This window comes from Streptomyces sp. AHA2 (assembly GCF_036857595.1).
Lineage (GTDB): Bacteria > Actinomycetota > Actinomycetes > Streptomycetales > Streptomycetaceae > Streptomyces.
Genome location: NZ_JAUQWJ010000005.1, coordinates 372,699 through 394,298, shown reverse-complemented (window position 1 = coordinate 394,298; position 21,600 = coordinate 372,699). Strand labels below are relative to the sequence as shown.

20 protein-coding genes are annotated in these 21,600 nt (G+C 73.5%); 8 read left to right on the top strand and 12 right to left on the bottom strand.

The window, feature by feature from the left end:
* Positions 1-17 precede the first annotated feature (17 nt).
* Complete coding sequence (locus Q5694_RS14415; RefSeq protein WP_333933276.1) at positions 18-809, top strand: alpha/beta fold hydrolase; 792 nt, start codon at positions 18-20, stop codon at positions 807-809.
* A gap of 71 nt (positions 810-880) precedes the next feature.
* Here Q5694_RS14415 and Q5694_RS14410 read toward each other — a convergent pair whose 3' ends face one another.
* Positions 881-1,813, bottom strand: a complete 933-nt coding sequence (locus tag Q5694_RS14410) for a sigma-70 family RNA polymerase sigma factor (RefSeq protein ID WP_333933274.1) — start codon at positions 1,811-1,813, stop codon at positions 881-883.
* Between the two features lie 187 nt (positions 1,814-2,000).
* On the opposite strand from Q5694_RS14410, the gene Q5694_RS14405 reads away from it, so the two are divergent.
* The 3 genes from Q5694_RS14405 to Q5694_RS14395 all read left to right on the top strand — a co-directional run bounded on the left by Q5694_RS14405 (position 2,001) and on the right by Q5694_RS14395 (position 4,588).
* On the top strand, positions 2,001-2,246 hold the full coding sequence (locus Q5694_RS14405; RefSeq protein ID WP_333933272.1) for a hypothetical protein: 246 nt from the start codon (positions 2,001-2,003) through the stop codon (positions 2,244-2,246).
* A 3-nt stretch (positions 2,247-2,249) separates the two neighbouring features.
* On the top strand, positions 2,250-2,627 hold the full coding sequence (locus Q5694_RS14400) for a toxin Doc (protein ID WP_333933271.1): 378 nt from the start codon (positions 2,250-2,252) through the stop codon (positions 2,625-2,627).
* A 338-nt stretch (positions 2,628-2,965) separates the two neighbouring features.
* The gene (locus Q5694_RS14395) at positions 2,966-4,588 is read left to right on the top strand and encodes an RICIN domain-containing protein (protein WP_333933269.1); all 1,623 of its coding nucleotides are present in this window, start codon (positions 2,966-2,968) and stop codon (positions 4,586-4,588) included.
* A 63-nt stretch (positions 4,589-4,651) separates the two neighbouring features.
* Here Q5694_RS14395 and Q5694_RS14390 read toward each other — a convergent pair whose 3' ends face one another.
* Entirely contained in the window at positions 4,652-5,821 is a 1,170-nt protein-coding gene (locus tag Q5694_RS14390) for a lactate 2-monooxygenase (protein WP_333933268.1), read from the bottom strand.
* Between the two features lie 424 nt (positions 5,822-6,245).
* On the opposite strand from Q5694_RS14390, the gene Q5694_RS14385 reads away from it, so the two are divergent.
* Positions 6,246-6,680, top strand: coding sequence for a protease inhibitor (locus Q5694_RS14385; RefSeq protein WP_333933267.1), 435 nt, complete (start codon positions 6,246-6,248; stop codon positions 6,678-6,680).
* 159 nt (positions 6,681-6,839) lie between these two features.
* On the opposite strand, the gene Q5694_RS14380 is transcribed toward Q5694_RS14385, so the two are convergent.
* The 5 genes from Q5694_RS14380 to Q5694_RS14360 all read right to left on the bottom strand — a co-directional run bounded on the left by Q5694_RS14380 (position 6,840) and on the right by Q5694_RS14360 (position 10,089).
* Positions 6,840-7,046: a CDGSH iron-sulfur domain-containing protein gene (locus Q5694_RS14380; protein WP_333933266.1), complete on the bottom strand. Its 207-nt coding sequence runs from the start codon at positions 7,044-7,046 to the stop codon at positions 6,840-6,842.
* Positions 7,027-7,680 (bottom strand): HemK2/MTQ2 family protein methyltransferase, encoded by a 654-nt coding sequence (locus Q5694_RS14375; protein ID WP_333933265.1) that lies wholly within the window; start codon positions 7,678-7,680, stop codon positions 7,027-7,029. The genes Q5694_RS14380 and Q5694_RS14375 overlap by 20 nt, the downstream gene beginning before the upstream one ends.
* Positions 7,681-7,701: 21 nt before the next feature.
* A complete protein-coding gene (locus Q5694_RS14370) occupies positions 7,702-8,709 on the bottom strand; it encodes an iron-containing redox enzyme family protein (RefSeq protein WP_333933264.1) in 1,008 nt (335 codons plus the stop codon).
* A gap of 155 nt (positions 8,710-8,864) precedes the next feature.
* Positions 8,865-9,053, bottom strand: coding sequence for a hypothetical protein (locus tag Q5694_RS14365; RefSeq protein ID WP_333933263.1), 189 nt, complete (start codon positions 9,051-9,053; stop codon positions 8,865-8,867).
* Between the two features lie 28 nt (positions 9,054-9,081).
* Complete coding sequence (locus tag Q5694_RS14360; protein ID WP_333933262.1) at positions 9,082-10,089, bottom strand: Ppx/GppA phosphatase family protein; 1,008 nt, start codon at positions 10,087-10,089, stop codon at positions 9,082-9,084.
* A 102-nt stretch (positions 10,090-10,191) separates the two neighbouring features.
* On the opposite strand from Q5694_RS14360, the gene Q5694_RS14355 reads away from it, so the two are divergent.
* Both Q5694_RS14355 and Q5694_RS14350 read left to right on the top strand, forming a co-directional pair.
* Entirely contained in the window at positions 10,192-10,548 is a 357-nt protein-coding gene (locus Q5694_RS14355) for an ArsR/SmtB family transcription factor (RefSeq protein WP_333933261.1), read from the top strand.
* A gap of 6 nt (positions 10,549-10,554) precedes the next feature.
* Entirely contained in the window at positions 10,555-11,082 is a 528-nt protein-coding gene (locus tag Q5694_RS14350) for an SRPBCC family protein (protein ID WP_333933260.1), read from the top strand.
* Between the two features lie 3 nt (positions 11,083-11,085).
* Here the strand turns inward: Q5694_RS14350 and Q5694_RS14345 are convergent, their stop codons facing one another.
* The 4 genes from Q5694_RS14345 to Q5694_RS14330 all read right to left on the bottom strand — a co-directional run bounded on the left by Q5694_RS14345 (position 11,086) and on the right by Q5694_RS14330 (position 17,274).
* Positions 11,086-13,911: an NHLP bacteriocin export ABC transporter permease/ATPase subunit gene (locus Q5694_RS14345; RefSeq protein ID WP_333933259.1), complete on the bottom strand. Its 2,826-nt coding sequence runs from the start codon at positions 13,909-13,911 to the stop codon at positions 11,086-11,088.
* 1 nt (position 13,912) lies between these two features.
* Positions 13,913-16,138 carry an NHLP family bacteriocin export ABC transporter peptidase/permease/ATPase subunit gene (locus Q5694_RS14340; protein WP_333933257.1) on the bottom strand — a complete coding sequence of 742 codons (2,226 nt, stop codon included), beginning with the start codon at positions 16,136-16,138 and terminating at the stop codon, positions 13,913-13,915.
* Positions 16,135-16,941 carry an HlyD family efflux transporter periplasmic adaptor subunit gene (locus tag Q5694_RS14335; RefSeq protein WP_333933256.1) on the bottom strand — a complete coding sequence of 269 codons (807 nt, stop codon included), beginning with the start codon at positions 16,939-16,941 and terminating at the stop codon, positions 16,135-16,137. Before Q5694_RS14335 ends, Q5694_RS14340 begins: the two co-directional genes overlap by 4 nt.
* Positions 16,942-17,058: 117 nt before the next feature.
* On the bottom strand, positions 17,059-17,274 hold the full coding sequence (locus tag Q5694_RS14330; RefSeq protein ID WP_333933255.1) for a type A2 lantipeptide: 216 nt from the start codon (positions 17,272-17,274) through the stop codon (positions 17,059-17,061).
* A 653-nt stretch (positions 17,275-17,927) separates the two neighbouring features.
* On the opposite strand from Q5694_RS14330, the gene Q5694_RS14325 reads away from it, so the two are divergent.
* Entirely contained in the window at positions 17,928-19,292 is a 1,365-nt protein-coding gene (locus Q5694_RS14325; RefSeq protein ID WP_333933254.1) for a S1 family peptidase, read from the top strand.
* A 101-nt stretch (positions 19,293-19,393) separates the two neighbouring features.
* On the opposite strand, the gene Q5694_RS14320 is transcribed toward Q5694_RS14325, so the two are convergent.
* Positions 19,394-21,496 (bottom strand): SpoIIE family protein phosphatase, encoded by a 2,103-nt coding sequence (locus Q5694_RS14320; RefSeq protein ID WP_443040876.1) that lies wholly within the window; start codon positions 21,494-21,496, stop codon positions 19,394-19,396.
* Between the last annotated feature and the right edge of the window lie 104 nt (positions 21,497-21,600).

The window sequence follows — 21,600 nt, the reverse complement described above, 5'->3', positions numbered from 1 at the left end:
GCGCGTAGCCTGGGCACATGCCGGCGGTGCGGGTCGACGGCATCGAGATCGCGTACGACCGGGTGGGCCGGGGCCCGCCCCTCGTGCTCGCGCACGGCGCCACGAGTGACGCCCGCCTGTTCCGGCCGCAGGTCGAGGACCTGGCCGACGAGTTCACCGTCGTCGCCTGGGACGAGCCGGGCGCCGGCCGCTCCTCCGACGTAACGGCCTCCTTCTCCCTGGCCGACTACGCCCGCTGCCTGGCGGCCGTTATCGAGGACGTGGACCTCGGCCCGGCACACGTGCTGGGCCTCGCCTGGGGCGGGACGGTGGTGCTCGAGCTCTACCGGAGCCACGCGAGCCTGGTCCGCACGCTGCTGCTCGCCGACACCTACGCCGGCTGGAAGGGCTCGCTCAGCGCGGCGGAGGTGCGCTCACGGGTGCGGGGCGCCGAGCGGATGCTCGCCGTGCCGGACGAGGTGTTCGCCCCGAGCCTGCCGGGGCTGTTCGCCGGGACGCCGCCCGCCGGGACGGTGCGTCTGCTGTCCGTGATGTCGGCGCAGGCGCGCCGGAGCAGCATGCGGGCGGAACTCGCCGCCGTGGCGGACGCCGACCTGAGCGCCCTGCTCCCGCGCATCGGTGTCCCGACCCTCCTGCTGTGGGGCGAGCTGGACGCGCGTTCCCCCGTGGAGACGGTGGCCCGCCCGTTCCTCGACGCCGTCCCGGAGGCCACGCTGGTGGTGCTCCCGGGCGCCGGGCACCTCAGCAACATCGAGGCGCCCGAGGCGTTCAACCGGTCGGTCCGGGAGTTCTGCCGTTCCCGTTCGTGACCCGGCCGCCCCCCGGAGAGGGGGCTCGTGCCCGGCCGGTCCACCGGGACGCGCAGCGCTCGCCCCGCGTGTCACACCCCCCCCCGGGGCAGGTGCGCCAGCTTGTCGGGGTTGGCCACCACGTAGATGCCCGCCACCCGGTCGCCCTCCGGCGTCAGGTCCAGCACCAGGACGGCGTAGGGCGCGTCGCCGTCGAACAGCACCACCGCGTCGTCGCCGTTGACCCGCCGGTAGCGGAAGACCGGGTCGCGCGGGCCGCCGCGGCCGGACGTGATCAGGCGGACCACCTTGTCCCGGCCGTGCACCGGGCGCAGGCTCGCCGGCCGCCGTTTGCCGCCGGCGTCCGTCCACGCCGTGACGTCGGGCGCGAGGACCTCCATCAGCTCCGCGATGTCCCCGCCGAGCGCCGCCCGCACGAACCGCTCGGTCGCCTCCCGCCGCACCCGTGGATGGGCTTCGTAGCGCGGCCGCCGGGCGTGCACGTGCTCCCGGGCGCGGCGCGCCAGCTGGCGCACGGCCGCGGGGGAGCGGCCGATGGTCTCCGCGATCTCGGCGTGCGGGTAGCCGAAGACCTCGCCGAGCACGAAGACGGCCCGTTCCAGCGGCGTCAGCGACTCCAGGACGACCAGCATCGCCAGCGACACCGATTCCGAGCGCAGCGCCGGGGCCTCGGCGGTCCCGGCGTCCTCGTCGGCCACCGGGGGCTCGGGCAGCCACTCGCCGACGTACGTCTCGCGTCTGCGGCTGATCGCGGCCCGGCGGCGCAGCGCGTGGTTGACCGCGACCCGGACGAGATAGGCGCGGGGGTTGCCGACACCGGCCAGGGGCGCGCCCCCGGCACGGGCCGTCCAGGACAGCCACGTCTCCTGCAGGACGTCCTCGGTGTCGGCGACGCTGCCGAGCATGTTGTAGACGACGCCGAACATCAGCTCGCGGTGGTCGACGAACACCCCGGTCGCCTCGTCGAGCGGGGTGCCGATACCGGGTGTGGAGATCTCGGGCATGCGTGGCCTCCTGGACGGGCGCTCACCACTGCGAGCCGCGCAGGGCCCCGGAATGTGACATCGCCCGTCCGGATGTGACCCGCCTCTCACCCCTCCCGCGAACGCCGGGTCCCTTCGAGGTACCTCTGGGCGCCTGCTGTGACCTGCGGGTATTTACGCGTCAGTACCCGAGCGGTACCGTGAAGGCATGCCAGCTCTCAACGTCGAGTTCAGCGACCGCGAACTTGAGGACCTGCGGCAGATCGCCAAGGAGCGCGGTACGTCCATGAAAGCCCTCGTGCGGGAGGCGGCCGCCGCCGACATAGCCCGGCACCGGGCTCTGCAGGAGGGCGCGGAGGCTTTCCGCCGGTTCTTCGCCACCCACGCCGACGAGTTCGCCGCCGCGTTCCCGGAGGACGAACCGCCCGGCAGGGGCGAAGGACGGGCCGCCTGACCCATGGCATCCGTCCTCCACATCGACGTGCCCTGGCTCCTGCAGCGCCACGAAGAGGTCCTCCCGGACCAGCCCACCGTCAACGACTTCTCCGCGCTGGTCGCCGCCGTCGCCCGGCACCGCGTCGACCCGCCGCGCCTCGGTGTGGACTCCGACCCGGCCTGGCGGGCCGCCGCCCTGCTGCACACCATCGCCGTGCTGCGACCGCTGCCCTCGGCCAACGCCCGCTTCGCCTGCGCGACCGCCGTGGCGTACATGTTCGTCAGCGGGGTCGGCATCGACCCGCCCTACGGCGCCCTCGTCGATCTCGCCCGCGACCTGATGTCCGGTACGGCCGACGTCTACGGCGCCGCGGACCGGCTGCGTTCCTGGCAGATCTGAGACGGGCCGCTCCCCGGCCCCTCGCCCCTTTTCCAGCGAGGCGCGAGAAGAAGTCGAAAGCCGGTGCGAGTCGAGTTCGGGTGTTCCCGCCTTTCTGACTTCCTGTCAATGGCGCATATGTGGCACGCGCGCCTTGTTGCTCCTGTGGAGGTTGTGCAAGAGTGCACCACGCGTGCGGGGGGAATGGCCAGGTGTCGCGCGCGCATAGTCGACCGGGTCCGAATCGCCGCCGGCGCATTCGCACCTCCCGCGCCGCGCCAAAAGGGGACGCACCTACCGGGCCTCCTTTTCGGCGACCGGACTTCTGTGTGTCGCACGCGTGGGAAGGAACCATCTCAGTGCCCACCCCCCACCCCCCTCGTCCTCCGTATCCCCCGCCCGGCGGGGATCCGGGGGACTCCGACGAAAGCCTCGCGGCCCCGCTGAGAGGCAGCCCGGAGGGCGAGGTGGCCGCCCGTTCCGTCGCCCTGCTGATGGCGCGGCACTGGCAGCCGGTCCACGAGTACGCCGTCATCTGCCTCGCCTCCTCGGCGAAGGTCGCCTCCATGGTCACGGGCACCGCCTTCCACCGGACCCTCAACCGTCTCGCCTTCGGCGAGTCCGCCGTCGCGCTGCGCCCGGCTCTGCTGGTCACCGTGCGCGACACGATCCGCGAGTGGTCGGGCGACGACCGAATATCCGCCGTACTGCCCGCCCTGCAGAAACCCGCGGGGGGACGCGGACTTCGCGCCGCGACGTCCATGACGCCGGAGAACCGCGTCCTCGCGGAGCGGGCGTTCCAGGCACTTCCCGCCGTCGCGCGCTGTCTGCTGTGGCACTCGGAGGTCGAGGCCGACCCGCTGCACCTCCCGGCCGGACTGCTGGGCATGGACACCGACATCGCGTCGGCCGCCCTCGATCAGGCGCGCGACACTTTCCGCGAAGGTTGTGTGCGTGCTCATCGCGAACTGGCCCCCACCCAGGACTGCCGGTTCTACAACCGTCTCCTGGACGTGCCGATCCGCCGGGGCGGTGCCCTGCTGCCGGATGTCCAGGACCATCTCGCCGAGTGCCGCTACTGCCGCAACGCGGCGGAGCAACTCAGCCATTTCGAGGGGCCGTTGGGCCCTCTGATCGCCGAATCCGTGCTCGGCTGGGGCGCCCGCCGCTATCTCGACTCCCGTCCCGGGCGGGCGGCGCACGGCGCCCGGGGCACCCGCGCGGGCCGGCGCGGCGGCGGACGGCGGGGCGGCGGACGGCACGGGTGGCTGTCGCGGATCCCCTCGCCCGTGCGCCGGGTGCCGGTGACGCTGCCGTCCTCGCGAACGCTGCGGTCGGGTCTGGGGGCGGTGTCGGCGGGGGTGCTGGCCACCGTGCTCATCGCCGGCCTCAACTCCTACGACGGCGGCGGGGCGGACCCGGCGGGCTCCGGCAGCGCCGGTGACAGCGGTGCCACCTCCACCCCGCCCCCCGGCTCCGCCGGCCTGCCCGCGTCGCTGGACGTGACACGGCTGCGCAACACCGGGGCCGGTCTGTGCCTCGACGTCCGCGGTCTGCCCAAGGAGGGCTCGGGGGCCAGGCTGGCGGCCTGCTCGTCGACGTGGACCCAGCAGTGGACGGTCGAGGACGACGGTCTGCTGCGCAGCGTCGCCGATCCGGGCCTGTGCCTGGACTCGCACAAGGACGCCGGTGTGGTCGTCCTCGGCACCTGCGCCGACGAGGATGCCGAGCGGGGCGACGACGTGCGCTACGACCTCACCGTGCAGGGGGAGCTGCTGCCGCGCTGGGACGAGCAGCTCGCCCTCGCGCCGGCCGGCGACAAGCCGGGCGCCGATGTGGTGGTCAAGGTCCGCGACCGCACCGACGCCCAGCGCTGGCGGGCCGAGCCGCTGCCCACGGCGGCCGGGTCCCAGTCCATCGAGGAGCAGGACGGCCCGTCGTCCCGGCAGGTGGCCGTGCCGGGCGGCGGCCCGACGTCCTGACGGCGCGCGGGGCCGCGCGCGGCCGCCCGAGGGCCGCGCGGCAGGCGCCGCGCGGCCCTCGTGTCAGGCGGGGTCCACGGCCAGGTCGGCGCGCCCGACCGTGTGCGGGGTGGCGTGGCCCGACAGGGCGAGCGTGAGGTCGAGTTCCGCGAGCAGGCAGCGGATCACGTGCTCGACGCCCGGCCGGCCGTCGAGGCCCAGTCCGTACACGTACGGGCGGCCCAGCAGGACGGCCCGGGCGCCGAGGGCGAGCGCCTTGAAGACGTCGTCGCCCGTGCGGATGCCACTGTCGAACAGCACGGTGAGCCGGTCGCCGACGGCCTCGGCGACCCGTTCCAGCGCGTCGGCCGCCGCGACGGAGCCCGCCACCTGCCGTCCCCCGTGATTGGAGACGACCACACCGTCCATGCCCGCGTCGGCGGCCCGCCGGGCGTCGTCCGGGTGCAGTACGCCCTTCAGCACGATCGGGCCGTCCCAGTTCTCCCGCAGGAGCGCCAGGTCCGGCCAGGTCTTGGCCGGGTCGGAGAACATGCCGACGAAGTGCATCACGGCCGCGTTCGGGTCCTCGTGGACGGGCTTGGCCAGCCCCGCCCGGAACGCCGGGTCGGAGAAGTAGTTGGCCGTGCCCACGCCGTGCAGGAACGGCAGGTACGCCTGGTCCAGGTCGCGGGGCCGCCACGACAGCAGGGGCGTGTCCAGGGTGACGACCAGCACGCTGAACCCGGACGCCCTCGCGCGGGCGAGGAAGCTGCGGGCCACCTCCGGGTCCTTCGGCCAGTACAGCTGGAACCACCGCTCGGCGTCGCCCATCGCCTCGGCGACCTGCTCCATGGGCGTGCTGGACGCCGAGGACAGGATGTACGGCACACCCTGCGCGGCGGCGGCCAGGGCCGCGGCGGTCTCCGCCTCCGGGTGCATGATCGACAGCACGCCGACCGGGGCCAGCGCCAGCGGGGCGGGCAGGGAACGGCCGAGCACCTCGACCGACAGGTCCCGTTCGTGCACGTCGCGCAACATGCGCGGCACGATGCGGCGGCGCTCCAGGGCGGCCCGGTTCGCCCGGGCCGTGCTGCCGTCGCCCGCGCAGCCCGCCACGTAGCCGACCGGGCCGGGGCCGAGCCGCTGTTCGGTCAGCTCCTCCAGCCGCGTCAGGTCGGTGGGCAGCCGGGGTACGGCGCCCGTCATGCCGTTCAGGTAGATCTCGTACTGGAAGTCGGCCCAGTGCTTGCCCACGTCACGCCCCGCCTCTCGTCGTCTCCTCGTCGCGACCGTGCCGGCCGAGGATACCGAGCGGTATGCGATCGGTGGATCGGAGGTGATCGCGAATGCCGTCCGATGGCGATTGCACGACGGGAGCGTGAACGAAAGCGGTTGCAAAGTGGCTGCAGGAGAGCGGAATCGGAATGTTTCCGGCCTATTAACCAGCGCAGGTAAATCAGCCATCTGGCCGCTTCGGGCCGCCCCGGACCGCGCAGTTACGGGCTTCACACGTGCAGACTCCGTAACTTCACGCCACTGATTCAACACGCAATGTTACTGAAACCCGTGGGGTCGATGTGTGTTTCGGCGGCGGACTCGGCAGACTCGCGCTCGCCGCTCCGGGCACCATCCGAGCACGGGTCGGCACACGTCATCATCGAGCGGAAGGATGCACACAATGCGGACCCCCGCGCGCTGGGCCATGACTGTCGGACTGACGGCCACCGCCGTCTGCGGACCCCTCTCCGGGGCCGCGCTCGCCGACCCGGGTCAGGCCCCCACCGCGCTCTACGCCCCCTCGGCCCTCGTTCTCACGGTGGGCCACGGAGAGAGCGCGATCGCCACCACCCCGGAACGCGCGGTCACCCTGACTTGTGCCCCGAGGCCCTCGGGCACCCACCCGGCCGCCGACGCCGCCTGTGCGGAACTGCAGGGCGTGAGCGGCGACTTCGACGCGCTGACCGCGAAGGAGGGCGTCATGTGCACCAAGCAGTACGACCCCGTGGTCGTCACCGTCGACGGTGTCTGGCAGGGCAAGCGCGTCTCGTACGAGCGCACGTTCTCCAACGACTGCATGAAGAACGCCTACGGAACGGGCGTCTTCTCCTTCTAGGAGAACCCCATGGACCGGGATCGCGTCGCCCCGTGAGGCACAGCGGACCGTGGCTGGGGAGCCGGGCCGCTGTCACGGGAGCCGCGATCTCGTGCAAGGAGGCCGGCGGGCGGAGTGGGGCCGCCCGCCGGCCTCCGGCATCTTTCCGGGGCCGGTGCGTCAGGCCCGGTCGCGGTGGCTCGTGTCGCACCACGGGTAGCGGCGGCTGCGGCGGCAGGTGCACAGGGCGACCCGGAAGCGGTCCGAGGACACGACGGTGCCGTCCTCCAGTTCCACCTCCACCGGGCCCTCCATCAGCAGCGGCCCCTTGCGCTGGATCGAGACGCGGCGCGGGGCGCCGGAGCGGTCAGACGGGGAGTTCGGCACGGACCACCACCAGTTCTTCGTCGTGCTCCGCATCGGACAGCAGGCCCTGCTCGCGCAGCCAGCGTTCGCGGCCGCGCAGCACGGGGCCGAACGCGATCCGCTGCCGACGGGTCACCGCGGCCTTCAGGCCGGCCGCGCGCAGCTGCGCGACCGTGAGATCCGGCCCGGCGAGCGCCGACTGCACGAGCAGCAGCACCCCGCCCGGCCGCAATAGCGCGGGCGCCTCCCGGCAGATCCGGTCGACGACCAGGCGTCCGTCACCGCCCGCGTCCCAGGCCCGGGCCGCGCCGCGGGGGGCGCGACGGGCGTCCGGCGCCGGGACGTAGGGCGGATTGGCGAGGATGAGATCGAAGGTCTGTCCGCGCACGGGCTCGAAGAGGTTGCCGTGGCGGATGCGGACCGTGAGGCCGGCCAGCCTGGCGTTCAGCCGGGCCGCCCACACGGCGCTCCAGGACACGTCGACGGCGGTCACACGGCCGCCCCGGCGTGCGGCCTCCAGGGCCAGGGCGCCGGATCCGGTGCCCACGTCGAGGACCTGCGCTCCCTGGGGGAGCGGCTCGTCGGACAAGGCACCGGCCAGCAGCTCGGTGTCCTCCTGCGGGGCGTACACGCCCGGGGGTACCAGTGCAATCACGGGCGCCGAGTACCCCCGTGCTCAGGAGATATGAGTCACTTCCCGCGCCAGGGGTTCCCGCAGGGACGAATGTGAGGCGCGCCAGTCCGCCAGCAGCCGGGTGCCGAAACGCTCCTCGACGAACTCGGTGGCGTCGATGCCGAAGGCGATGTCCGCGGCCAGGTACGGCTCCTGCTCCAGCAGTCCGCCGATCACGTCGTGCCGCACGATCTGCTCGTGGACCGCGTCGGCCTCCACGTGCTCGTCGTAGAAGTGCTCGGCCGCGGATCCGGCGCCCGCGCGGCGCATGGCCTGGGCGAGCCGCCGCGAGCCCGGGGACGAGGTGATCTCGACCGCCGCGAAATGGCCCACCAGGGCGCCCCGCAGACTGCGATGCAGACCGAACAGGGACATCATGTTCACCGTGACCAGGGCCTCGGCGGAGGCGGCCCCCAGATAGCGGCCGTAGGTGGTGTCCAGGCCGAGATCCGTCATCAGGTCCGCGAACAGACGGGCGTGGACGCGGTCCGGGCGGCCGCCGCCCCACTCGTCGAACTCGACCGCGGCCATCGCCGCCTTCGCCCGGCCCCACAGCCGCGGCAGCACCCAGGCGTGCGGGTCGGCCTCCTTCAGGTGGTACAGGGAGCGCTGGGCCGCGTACTCGCGCAGGTGCCACAGTTCGCCCTCGTCGCGCAGGAAGTAGCTGACGCCCTTGCCGTCGACGGGCTCGACCAGAAGGGGGGCCAGGGCTTCGTCGACGCTGTCGTGCACCTGGGCGTCGCTGCGCAGCGCGGACAGGAACCGGTGCTCCATCGCCGCGCGCACGCGCAGCAGGTCCGGGTCCCACTCGCGCTCGGGCGGCACGGCGGCGAAGCCGCGGTAGTGCAGCTCGTAGCACAGGTAGAGGGCGAGCTGGAGGTCGTCGCCGTACACCTCGGCGCGGGCGACCTCCTCCAGGCGGGGCAGCCGGCCGGCGCCCCGCAGATATGCCTCGACACCCCGGCTGAGCGGGCCGCGCGGGGTGGGCAGTCGTGGTCCTTCGTGCTCCATGCGCACCGGGTACCCGCCCGCGGCCCAAGGTCACCCGCGGCCCCGCTCACGGCCCGGCAGCCGCCTCTCGCTGCAGCCCTCCGGACGCACGCGGGCCCGGGACGGTGGGAGCGGTGTGCGCCCCGCACCGGCCCGGGCCCGTGCCGTGCTGCCGCTCAGTCGCCCTCGGACTCCTCCTGGGCGCGGGCGTTCGGGGTGATGGCCTCGCCGGCCTCGCCCCGGTGGCGCCGCTCCGCGGCGGTGTCACGGGTGCGCGTCTCGGCGTCCTCGATCTCGCTCATGACCTCTTCGAACGCCGTCTCGGGCTTCTCGCCGGAGCTGTCGCGGTCCTGGTCGTGGGACACGGGTCTCCCTTCTGCGTCGTCTCGTCGTTCACTTCGCGGCGGTGGCGATGCGCAACGTCACCGGCTCCGCGAGATCCGGTGCCTCGTCCTGCCGGGCCACCTCGGCCCACCAGGACGGGCCGTCCTCGATGTGCCGCAGCAGCACGCCCTCGCGGATCGCCCAGGGGCACACCGTCACGGACTTGATGCCGGCCAGCTTCATCGCCGTGTGCCCGACGACCGCGCCGGCCAGGCTCTGGGCGGCCCGCGGCGCGGAGATGCCGGGCAGGCGTGCGCGCTCGGCGGCGGGCAGGGCGGCCAGCCGGCCGATGGCCCCGCGCAGCTGCGCGCGGCTCATCTCACGGTCCACGAACGGGCCGTGGCGGCCGGGTGCGGCGCCGCACAGCCGTCCCAGCTGCTGGAAGGTGCGGGAGGTGGCGACCGCGGTGCGCGGGCCCTCCCAGCGGATCCGGGCCGCCACGTCCCGTAGCTGGTGGCGGACCTTGCGGCGCAGCTGGCGCACCCGTTCCGGCGACGGCGGGTCCTCGTCCTCGAAGAACTCGTGGGTCAGCCGCCGTGCGCCCAGGGGCAGCGACGCCACGAAGTCGGGCAGCCTGCCGCGCCCGAAGGCCACCTCCAGGGTGCCGCCGCCGATGTCGAGCAGGGCGAGCGGTCCGGAGCGCCAGCCCATCCACCGCCGGGCCCCGAGGAACGTCAGCTCGGCCTCGACCTCGCCCGGCAGGGTGCACAGGTCGACGCCCGTCCGGGAGCGGACGGCGTGCAGCACCTCCTGGCGGTTCGGCGCGTTGCGCACCACGGCGGTCGCGAACGCCGGCGGCCCGCCGGCGCCCCACCGGGCGGCGGTCCGGCCCGCTTCGGCGACCGCGTCCACCAGCGACTCCACGGCCTGTTCCGGGATGGCTCCCCCCGGCGGGATCTGCTCGGACAGCCTGAGCCGCCACTTGGCGGTGTGCACGGGCAGCGGAACCCCGCCCACCGCGTCCGCGACCACCAGTCTGACCGTGTTCGATCCCACGTCCACCACGCTGATACGCATGACCGGTGGGTACCCGTTTACCCGGCGTACCAACAGGGTTCACCCGCCGGATCCCTCTTACATGCCTTGACCGGCATATAACCGGCGAGGCATATTGAGGGCATGTCCGACGCCGCCGGGTCCGACGCCCTCTGGACCGCGCTCGCCGATCCCCACCGGCGGGCCGTCGTCGCGCTGCTCCTGGAGCGGCCCCGGTCCGTCGGCGAGATCGCCGAGCGGTGCGGACTGAGCCAGCCGAGCGCCTCCAAGCACCTCAGGGTGCTGCGGGAGGCGGGTCTGGTCCGGGTGCGGCAGGAAGCCCAGCGCCGGGTCCACGCACTCGACCCGGCCCCCATCGCCGCGCTCGACGCCTGGCTCGCCCCCTACCGCAAGCTCTGGCACGACAGCCTCGACGCGCTGGGCCGCCGCCTCGACGAGGCGGACCGGCCGCCCGGGCCGTCCCCCGCACCGAAGGACTGATCCCCCATGACCACCGACCCGACCGGCACCTACCTGACCCTCGACGACGGCCGCCCCGCGGTCCGCTTCACCCGGGTCTACGACCACCCCGTCGAACGCGTGTGGGCGCTCGTCACCGACCCGGACGAACTCGAGCGCTGGTTCCCCTGCCGGGCCGAGATCGAGCTGCGCCCCGCAGGCACCGTCACCTTCGGCGGCGACCCGCACCTGGCCGGCTCCACGGGCCGCGTCATCGCCGTCGACCCGCTCCGGCACCTGTCGTTCGCGTGGGACGGCGACGAGGTGCACTTCGACCTGGAGGCGACGGACGACGGGCGCACCCGCTTCACCCTCACCAACGTCCTCGTCGCCGAGGACACCGCCGCTCGCAACGGCGCGGGCTGGGACGTCTGCCTGGCCGCACTGGACGCCCGGGCCCGCGGCGAGGAGCACGCCGGACCCCACGCCGGGGCGGAGGCGCCCTGGAAGGGACTCTACGAGGCGTACGTCGCCGCCGGCGTCCCCTCCGGCGCCCCGGTGCCCGGGCAGGACTGACCCTCAGGCCATCTGGCGGCGCACCAGCTCGTGCAGCCGGCCTCCGGTGTCGGCGAGCAACTGCGCGGGCGGGCCCTGCTGGACGACCTTGCCCTCCTCCATCACCACCACCCGGTCGGCGTCCAGCACGGTCGACAGCCGGTGCGCGATGACGACGCGCGTGGCGTCGATGGCCTTGGTGCTCTCGATGACCGTGCGCTGCGTCTCGTTGTCGAGGGCGCTGGTCGCCTCGTCGAAGAAGAGGATGCGCGGCCGGCGGATCAGCGCCTGGGCGATCATCAGCCGCTGGCGCTGGCCGCCGGAGACCGCTCCGCTGCCGGAGACGATGGTGTGCAGCCCCATCGGCATGCGCTTGATGTCCTCGGCCAGGCCCGCCATCTCGGCCGCCGCCATCGCCTCCTCAGGGGTGTACGGCTCGGTGCCGCAGATGACGTCCAGGATCGAGCCGGTGAACGGCTGGGCGTGCTGCAGCACCACGCCGCACTGGCGGCGCACCGCCGACTGGTCCAGAGCCGCCAGGTCCTGGCCGTCGTACAGCACACTGCCGGACACGGGACGGTCGAAACCGATCAGCAGGCGCAGCAGGGTCGACTTGCCGCAGCCGCTCGGCCCCACGATCGCGACGAACTCGCCCGGCCGCACCTCGAACGACACGTCGTCCAGCACCAGCGGACCGTCGTCCGTGTACCGGAAGGACACCCGCCGGGCCTCGATCGCACCGGTCAGCGGCCCCGGCCGGGTGCTCGCCGCGCGGACCTCCGGTGTGGCGTCCAGCACCGGCCTGATCTCCTCGAACAGCGGCAGCGCGGCCACCGCCGACACGAAGGCGCCCGTCAGCTGGGTCACGGAGGTCAGCAGCATCGTCACCGAGGTGTTGAAGGTCAGGAACGCCGCCGCCGACATCGAGCCGCGGGCCGGGCCGGCCAGCAGCATGAACATCAGCAGGGTGCACAGCGGCAGGTACACCGCGCCCAGGACCGAGGTGACGTTCTTGATCCGGCCGACCTTCTGCTGGAGCTCGCGGCTGCGCGCGAACTGCGAGGCCCATGCCGCGTAGGCGTAGTTCTCCGCGGCGGCCACCCGCAGTTTGGGCAGGCCCCGCAGGGTCTGGAACGCCTGGTTGTTCAGCTTGTTGGACAGCACCACCAGCCGCCGCTGCCAGCGCACCTGCCACAGTCCGAGTCCCAGGAAGACGGCCGCGATGACGACGAGCATGCCGATGGCGGCCATCGCCATCGGCACACTGAACCACAGCAGCAGTCCCAGGTTCATCGCCCCGACCGTCACCGACTGGGCGACGGTCGGCCCCACGCCCGCCAGCAGCCTGCGGATGGAGCTGATGCCCATGGCGGCGCCGGCCAGTTCGCCGGTGGAGCGTTCGGTGAAGAACGTCGTCGGCAGTCTCAGCAGCCGGTCCCACACCGCCGGCTGGAGCGTGGCCTCGATGCGGCCCTCGAGCCGCAGGATGGTCAGGTTCTGCAACAGCATGAAGGCGGCGGCGACCACGCTGCTCAGCATCACCGCCAGACACACCTGCACGATCAGCCCGGTCTGCGCCTTCGGTACGAACTCCCCGAGCACCTTGCCCGTGGCGATGGGCACCAGCGCCCCGATCGCCACCGTGACCAGGCCGCTGAGCAGCAGGGCCGTCAGGTCGCCGCGCATGCCCCGCACGCAGAACCGCAGCAGCCCGAGGGGCCCGAGCCCCCGCTCCGGGAGCGGGCGGTAGAACATCACCGCACGCGGCTCGAACTCGTCCGCGTTGGCCTTCTCGACCGGCGTCTCGCGGCCCGTCGACGGATGCACCGCGACATAGCCGCCGCGCCGCCACAGCAGCGCCACCGGCGCACCGGACAGGGCCCGCCGGCCGACCAGCGGCCCCACGTCGTCCCGCCACCAGCGGCCGTCCAGCCGGACGGCCCGGGTGCGCACGCGGGAGGCGAGTGCGACCTGCTCGACGGGGTCGAGGCGGTCGCCGCCCGTGCCCTGCTGCGTGGGTTCGGCGATCGGGATACCGGCCGCCCGCCCCACCAGCCTGCACGCCGCGTACGTCGCGTCGGCGTCCGCGGCGGTGGCGGTCCGGGCGGAGCGCCTGCCGATGGAGGCGAGCAGCGTCCGGTCGGCCTCGGCGCGCACCGCCTCACCGGCCCTGATGCCCTCGGCCGTACGGGTCTCGTGGGTGCGCTCCACCTGCTCGATCCAGCGGTCCAGCGTGGTCAGCAGCCGGTACTGCTGGTCCACCATGGACTGCCACAGCGCGGGGTCCATCAGCAGGTCCGCCGCGGCCTCGGCCCCGTACAGGGAGCCGTACTGCACGCTGCCGGGCGGGACCGGCATCCAGAACACGTCGTCGTCGGTGGGCGCCGCGGCCCGCTCGGTGGCCATCGGAGCCTGGAAGAGGATGGACAGGCTGCGACCGACGCCGAGGGCGAGCGCGTACTCCAGAGGACTCGTCGTCGGCGGCACGTACTGCGGGTTGCCGTACGCGTCGTACGACCAGGTCGCGGTGTTCGCGGGCTGGTACAGCTCGCGCAGGCCGATGCGGTGCACCACGCAGTCCCGCAGCGGCCGGGCCACCAGCGTGTGCTGCGGGCCCGCCACCGGTCCGAGCACCAGCGAGCCGGCCTCCAGCCGTCCGAGGTGGTGCCAGTGGCCCTGCTGCCCGGCGTCGACCGCGAACAGGTCCAGCGCGCCGGACGCGACCAGCCACAGCACCTGCGGGCCCTCGAGGTCCAGGCGGGTGAAGCCGGCGCAGTCGACGCGCGAGCCCAGCCGCCCGAACGCGTCCAGCACCAGGTCGCCGTGGTGTCCTTCCGGAACGGCCGTCATCTCACCGCTCCCTGACCAGTGCCGCGTAGGCGCCGCCGCGTGCCACCAGGTCCTCGTGCCGTCCCCGCTCCACGACCGTGCCGTGCTCCAGGACGACGATCTCGTCGCTGTCGCGCACGGTGCTGAGCCGGTGCGCGATCACCACGCAGGCGCAGCCGCGCCGGCGCAGGTTGTCCATCACGACCAGCTCGGTCTCCGCGTCGAGCGCGCTCGTCACCTCGTCGAGCACCAGGACGCTCGGCCGGCGCACCAGCGCCCGCGCGATCTCCAGCCGCTGGCGCTGCCCGCCGGAGAAGTTCCGCCCGTCCTGCTCGACCCTGCTGTGGATGCCGCCCGGCCGGCGCGCGACCACGTCGTACAGGGCGGCGTCGCGCAGCGCGTCCTCCACCGCGTCGTCCGGGATCGACGGGTCCCACAGCGCCACGTTGTCGCGGACCGTGCCCTCGAAGAGGAACACGTCCTGGTCGACGAAGGAGACGGAGGCGGCGAGCGCCCCGCGCGGGATGTCCTCGATGCGCTGCCCGTCGATGCGGATGACGCCCTCCCACGGCGCGTACAGGCCGGAGATCAGCCGGGACACCGTGGACTTGCCGCTGCCGGAGCCACCGACCAGCGCCACCTGCTGCCCGGGTCCGACGGTCAGGTCGAAGCCGGCGAGCAGCGGCTCGTCGAGCGGGCTGTAGCCGAAGGTGATGTTCTCCAGCTCCACATGGCCCTGCAGGCGCCGCGTCGACTCGCCGGCGCCGGGGCGGCCGTAGAGCGGGTCGGCCTTGAAGTTCTCCACGTCCTTCAGCCGGGCCACGTCGGCGGCGAAGTCCTGGATGCGGCCCGCCACGCCGTTCAGCCGGGTCAGCGGCGCGGTGAACCGGGTGACCAGGGCCTGGAAGGCCACCAGCAGGCCGACCGAGATGTGCCCCTCGACCGCCCGCATGCCGCCGATCCACAGGATCAGGGCGCTGTTGAGCGTGGCGAGTGTCGGCGCGACCACGCCCAGCCAGGCGCTCGGCACGCCGAGCCGCTGCTGCTCCTCCAGGGTGGTGGCGTGCTGCCCGGCCCACTTGCGGAAGTAGCCGTCCTCGCCGCCGGTCGCCTTCATCGTCTCGATGAGCTGCAGCCCGGTGTAGGCGGTGTTGGTGAGCCGGGCCGTGTCGGCGCGCAGCTTCGCCGTGCGGGTGGCGCGCAGCCGTACGACGACCCGCATGGCGACGACGTTCAGCAGGGCCACGCCGATGCCGACGAAGGTGAGCTGCGGGTCGTAGGTGTACAGCAGGACCGCGTACAGCACGACGACGATCGCGTCGACGCCCGCCGCCGCCAGGTCACGGGACAGGGTCTCGGCGACGGCGTCGTTGGACTGCAGCCGCTGCACCAGGTCGGCGGGGCTGCGCTGGGAGAAGAACGTCACCGGCAGCCGCAGCAGGTGGCGCAGGAAGCGGGCGCTGGAGAGCGTGGAGGAGATGATCCTGCCGTGCAGCAGGTTGGCCTGCTGCAGCCAGGTCAGCGCCAGGGTCAGCAGCACGCACGCCGCCATGGACGTGAACAGCACGCCCAGCAGGGAGGTCTGGCCCCCGATCAGGAACTCGTCGATGTAGGTGCGGCTGAGCGCGGGCACGGCGGCGCCCACGGCCACCAGCAGCAGGCTCGCCAGCACGGCGGCCGGCAGGGTGCCGGCGGTGCCGCGCAGCCGGGCGGGCATCGCGCCGAGGACGCCGGGCTTGCGGCCGCCCCGCGCGAAGCCCTCGCCGGGCTCCATGACCAGCACGACGCCGGTGAAGCTGCCGTCGAAGTCCTCCATGGGCACGAACCGGCGGCCCTTGCCGGGGTCGTTGATGTGGACGCCCCGGCGGCCGAAGCGGCGGCCCATGCCGTCGTAGACGACGTAGTGGTTGAACTCCCAGAACAGGATGGCCGGCGACCTCACCTCGGCGAGGGCCGCAAGGTCCATCTGCATGCCCTTGGCCGTCAGGCCGTAACTGCGGGCCGCCTTCAGCAGGTTGCTGGCGCGCGAGCCGTCGCGGGAGACGCCGCAGGCGATGCGCAGCTCCTCCAGCGGCACGTGCCTGCCGTAGTGGCCGAGCACCATCGCCAGGGAGGCGGCGCCGCACTCGACGGCCTCCATCTGCAGCACGGTGGGGGTGCGGACGGTCTTCGCCCCGGCCTTGGGCACCTTGCGCTCGGGCGGGGCGGCGCGGCGCCTGCCCCGGGTCTCCTGTGCGGTCCGGCTCATGGCAGCAGCCAGTCGACGGGACGCCGGTCGGCCAGCCTGATGGAGCCGGAGGCCGGCGTCATGGACGTCAGCTCGAACGGTGGCCCGTCCGCGGAGGACCACGCGTAACCGCTCTTCGTGGTGGAGGACTTGTCCAGCCGGACCGTCACGGCCACCGGCCTGCCCTTCTTCGTGAACTGCTCGCCGAGCTGGCTGTCCCCGAGGAACGCGGCGATCTGCTGCGGCGACTGGGCCGAGCGGTCCACGGACTTCACGTGGCCGCGCAGCACGCCGTACTCCTGCGTCGGCACCGACTGCACCGTGAGGTCGACGGGTGCGCCGTCGGGGATCGTGGCGGCGTTCTGTGCGGGCACGTAGACCGTGGCGTAGAGGGGGTCCCCGGTGCGGGCGACCTTCTCGACGGCGGCGACGTTCGCGCCGGTCCGGATGATCTGCCCGACGCTCGCGGCGAGCGCGGAGACGCGGCCGGCGTCGAGCGTGCGGACGACGGTCTCGCCCTCGGGGGTGCGGACCTTGAGCACGGGGGAGTTCGCCGGGAGCCGTTCGCCCTGCTCGGCGAGGACCGCGGTGACCTGGCCCGCGACGGGGCTCTGCAGGACGTAACTGCCCTGCCCGTGCGTGAGGATGGCGGGCGCGCTGACCGTGGAGGCCACCGAGCCGGTCACCGCCCACATCGAGGCGGCGGCCATCGCGACCAGCGTCACGGACAGCACGAGCCAGCCCTGCGGGCGGGCGAAGCGCACCGGCAGGTCGAGTTCCTCCGGTGACTGGAGCTTGGCGAGGGCCTGTTGGCGGAACTGCAAGGGGACTTCCCGCACCCGTAGAAGAAGCACTGACGGCCGTGACGGGGACGGTCACGGCACCCGAAGATCCCGGAACCGCCGGCTGCGGTTCCGGGAGTCGACGGCACTGGGGCTCGATCAGAGACCGGCGACCAGGTTGGTGACCGGGGCCGTGTTCAGGCCGGTGACACCCTCGACGGTGCCGACGGCCGTGTCTACCAGGCCGGCGACCGGAGCGATGCCGTTCACCGTGTCGGTGACGGTGTTCACGGCGTTCACGGACAGACCGCCCGAAACGGCGTCGAGCTCGGCGTCGGCGATCTCGACGGTCTCGACCTGGGGGGTGGAGTTCATGATGGAACTTCCCTTCGTATGGATAACTCATCAAGGGGGGAGCGGCCCCCTCTGGGGACAGACGACGGCCGCGACCACGAGTGCCGGACGCGCGTTCCCGAGCGCCCTCCGCGGCCCCCGCGGTGCGATGGATCAAAGCACGCCCCGGGCGGGCGCTTCCACTCAATCAGCCGCCTCACCAGGCAACTTGTGCAGCGGCGGCTCGCACCCGTGCAGATTCGGGCACGGCTCGGCGGCGACTTCTTCACATGCCCCACGGCATCGGCGCATCCCGTCCCTTGCGTCCCGTGACGGCGAATCCGGCACTCCCGCCCCAAAGGCGTGAGCGCCCCATCACGCCTGTGGACAACCGCCGGCCCGGTGACCGGGTTGGGCAGCCGATGTGCAGATTCGCGGAAGCCGGGATTCAACTTCGTGTGCGGGACGGAGTGTTGCCGAATGGACACGCACCGCTGTGTCCCGCGGCGGGGTCCCGGCGGGTGCCGCTGAAGGGCCGTCAGGACAGGAGCCGGCCGATTCCCCCGGGTCGACGGACCACTTGCAGTCGGAATTGAACGCCCCGTGCGACCGCTGCGTACCAACAGCCATCCAGGCGCCCCCCCCAAGACGCTGCCGGACGGCGGCACCGCTCCGTCCCCCAGGAGGAGAGAAGTTTGAGTCACAAGCGAATCCCGAAGCGCAAGGCCGCGATAGCGGCGGGCAGTGTGGTGGCGCTCGGCGCGGCAGCGATCCTGCTCCCCAACGCCAACGCCTCGCAGGACGGTTCGTCCGGCGACGCGGCGGCCGCGCCCAGGACCCTCAAGGCGGGCGACGCCTCGGATCTCGCCGCGCAGCTGTCCGGGCTCCTCGGCGAGGCGTTCGGCGGCTCGTACTACGACGGTGACAACCGGCAACTCGTCGTCAACGTCGTGCCGGGCGACGACGACAACGCGATCGCGCAGGCCAAGGCCGCCGGCGCGAAGGTCCGCGAGGTCGACAACAGCTGGTCCGAGCTGGAGGACGGCGCGTCGACGCTCACGTCGGAGGCGACCATCGCCGGCACCTCCTGGTCGATCGACCCGCGCACCAACAAGCTCCTGGTGACCGCCGACAGCACCGTGACCGGCGCCGAGTGGGACCGGCTGGAGGCCACCGTGCGCAGCCTCGGCCCGGACATGGCGACCTTGAAGAAGTCCTCCGGCACCTTCAAGCCGTTCGTCTCCGGCGGCGACGCCGTCTTCGCGGGCGGCTCGCGCTGCTCCCTCGGCTTCAACGTCACCGCGGGCGACGGTTCCCCGGCGTTCCTGACGGCCGGTCACTGCACCCTCGGCGGCAACGAGTGGTCCGACACACAGGGCGGCCCGCCGATCGCCACGGTCGACCAGTCGACCTTCCCCGGCAACGGCGACTTCGCACTCGTGAAGTACGACGACCCGGCGACCCAGGCGCCCAGCGAGGTCGACACCGGGAACCAGACCGTCCAGATCAGCGGGGCCGCCGAGGCGACCGTCGGCCAGCAAGTGTTCCGGATGGGCAGCACCACCGGCCTCAGCGACGGCCAGGTGCTCGGCCTGGACGCCACGGTGAACTACCCCGAGGGCACCGTCACCGGGCTCATCCAGACCGACGTCTGCGCCGAGCCCGGCGACAGCGGCGGCTCGCTGTTCACCCAGGACGGCCTGGCGATCGGCCTGACCTCGGGTGGCAGCGGCGACTGCACCGTCGGCGGCGAGACGTTCTTCCAGCCGGTGACCACCGCCCTGGAGGCGGTCGGCGCGACCCTCGGCGCGGCCGGCGAAGCGGGCGCCGGTGCGGAGGCCGGCGCCGGTCAGGAGGCCGGTGCCGGCCAGGACGCCGGTGCCGGTGAGCAGACCGGTGCCGGTGAGCAGGCCGGTGCCGGAAACGGGGCCGGCCAGGGAGCGGGCGCCGGCCAGGACGCCGGGGCCGGCGAGCAGGCCGGCGGCGACGCCGGTGCGGGTGCCGGACAGGACCCGGGCCGGGAAGCCGCAGACCACTCCGAGCCGACCGAGTCCCGGTAGCCGACTGAGGCCGGTCCACGTGGCCGGTCCTGGTGCCGCCCCCTTCCCGCGGCGGTGCCGGACCGGCCCGTCGGCGTCCGGGGCCGGGTTCCTTCCGGGCCCTATCCGACCGCCCTGATCAGCAGCACGGCGACGTCGTCGAGGCGTTCGTCGCCGTTCACCTCGTGCCGGACCTCGCGCACGAGGCGGTCGGCCAGTTCGTCCAGCGGCAGGTCCCCCGCCTCGGCCAGGCGCCGACTCAGGTCCGCCAGGGCGTCCTCGAAGTCCGTGCCGGGCGATTCCACCAGCCCGTCGGTGTAGAGGACGAGCAGTGAGCCGGGCGGCAGGGCGACCTCGGTCGCCGGGTAGACCGCCGAGGCGTCGATGCCCAGGAGCGGCCCGCCGGCCAGGTCGAGCACGCGCACCCGGCCGTCCGGGCGTCTCAGCAGCGGCGGGGGATGTCCGGCCCGCGACATCACCGCGCGGCCGCGCGCCGGGTCGAGCCGCAGGTACAGGCAGCTGGCGAACAGGTCGGAACCCAGGTCGAGCAGCAGCCGGTTGGTGCTGCGCATGACCTCCTCGGGGGCCTGGCCGACGGTCGTGTACGCGCGCACCGCGGTACGCACCTGCCCCATCAGCCCGGCCGCGGTGACGTTGTGGCCCTGCACGTCCCCGATCACCGCCGCCGCCAGGCCCTGCGTGCGCACCAGGTCGTAGAAGTCACCGCCGATGTCCATGCCCTGCGTGGCCGGCAGGTACCGGCCGGTGGCCTCCACACCGGGCAGCGCGGGCAGCGAGTGCGGCAGCAGCGCCTCCTGCAGCCCGTGCGCGAGCCGGTGCTTGGCGTCGTAGAGCAGCGCCCGCTCCAGCGCCTGGGCGATCAGCCCGGCCAGGCTCGTCATGATCGCCCGATCCTCGGTCGGGAAGGGGTGCGGCTCGGCGTAGGCGAGCACGCAGGTGCCCACGGGGCGGCCCTGCGCGATCAGCGGCAGGTAGGCCCACGCAGCGAAACCGTCCGGAGTGGCGTGGCGCGCCGGGTACAGGCGCTCCAGCTCCTCCTGGGACTCGAAGAAGGCGGGCACGCCGGTCCGCAGCACCTGGGTGCCGGGCGTCGGCTCGGTCAGGGGCAGGCCGTCGAACCGTTCGACCACGTGGGCGTCCCGGTAGCCGCGGTGCCCGAGCACCCGCATCCGGTTCGCGCGAGACCCCAGCAGCACGAGGGCCTGGCTGCCCACGGCCGGGGCGATCTCGTCGGCGACGAGCTGCACCACGTCCTGCACCCCGACCGCCTCGGTGAGCGCGCCGGCCAGGTTCAGCACCTGCGAGATGGTGACCAGCCGGGAGGGCGCCCCGTCCGGCGGCGGGACCCTGCGGTTCATCTCCGACACGGCCCGGGACCGGGTGATGCGCACGCTCAGGCCGGTGGTGCTCGGATAGAGCCGGAAGGACAGCCATTCGCCGGGCGGGCGCAGCGCCACGAACGAGGTGGTGTGCTGGCTCATCAGCGCGGCCCGGTAGCGGTCCTCGTACACCGGGTCGTTGAGCCAGGGGACCGATGCCCACAGCTGGGTGCCGAGCAGCCGGCTGACGGGGACGTTCAGCAGCTCGGCCGCCGCCGCGTTGACGAAGCCGATCCGGCCGTGCAGGTCCAGGGAGACCAGGCCGTAGGGCAGCCGGCTGACCATCCGGGCCGCCTCGACCGTGCCGAGGGAGCCCGCCATGCCGCCCACCAGGGGAGCGGCGACCAGGTCCGTCTCGGGGTGCGGCGGGACGCTGTGCTCGGCGGCCCGCTCCAGCCGCACGGCCAGCCGGCCACAGGCCGCCGTGAGATGGTCGCGCTCGTGGTCGGACAGCTCCGGCGGGTGGGCGCCCGGCCAGGTCACGAACACCGCGCCGTAGACGGTGGAGTCGGTGGCGACCGGCACGGCGGCCAGCGCGAAGGGGTAGGGAAGGACCATGGCGATGCGGGGGTAGCGGCGGGCCATCTCCTCCTCGCCGCCCACCCAGACCAGGCGCCGCTCGCGGGCCGCGTCGGCGACCGGGATGGGCGCGCTGAGCCCCACCCGCTCCCAGGGGGCCGCGAACGCCCGGGGCAGCCCGGCCATCACCGCCATCTCCAGCACCGGCTGGTCCCGGGCGAGCAGGTACACCGCACCGGAGTGCGCGTGCACCTCGTCCATCATCGAGGCCAGGGCGAGTGACAGCAGCGGCCGTCCGACCGGCATCCTGGCGGTCGCCGGCGCCTGCGCGGACGCATGCCCGTCGGACACGCCGACCACCTCCTCGCACGGACCGTGCGGCCTGGCCCAGAACAAATCTGCCCCCTGGC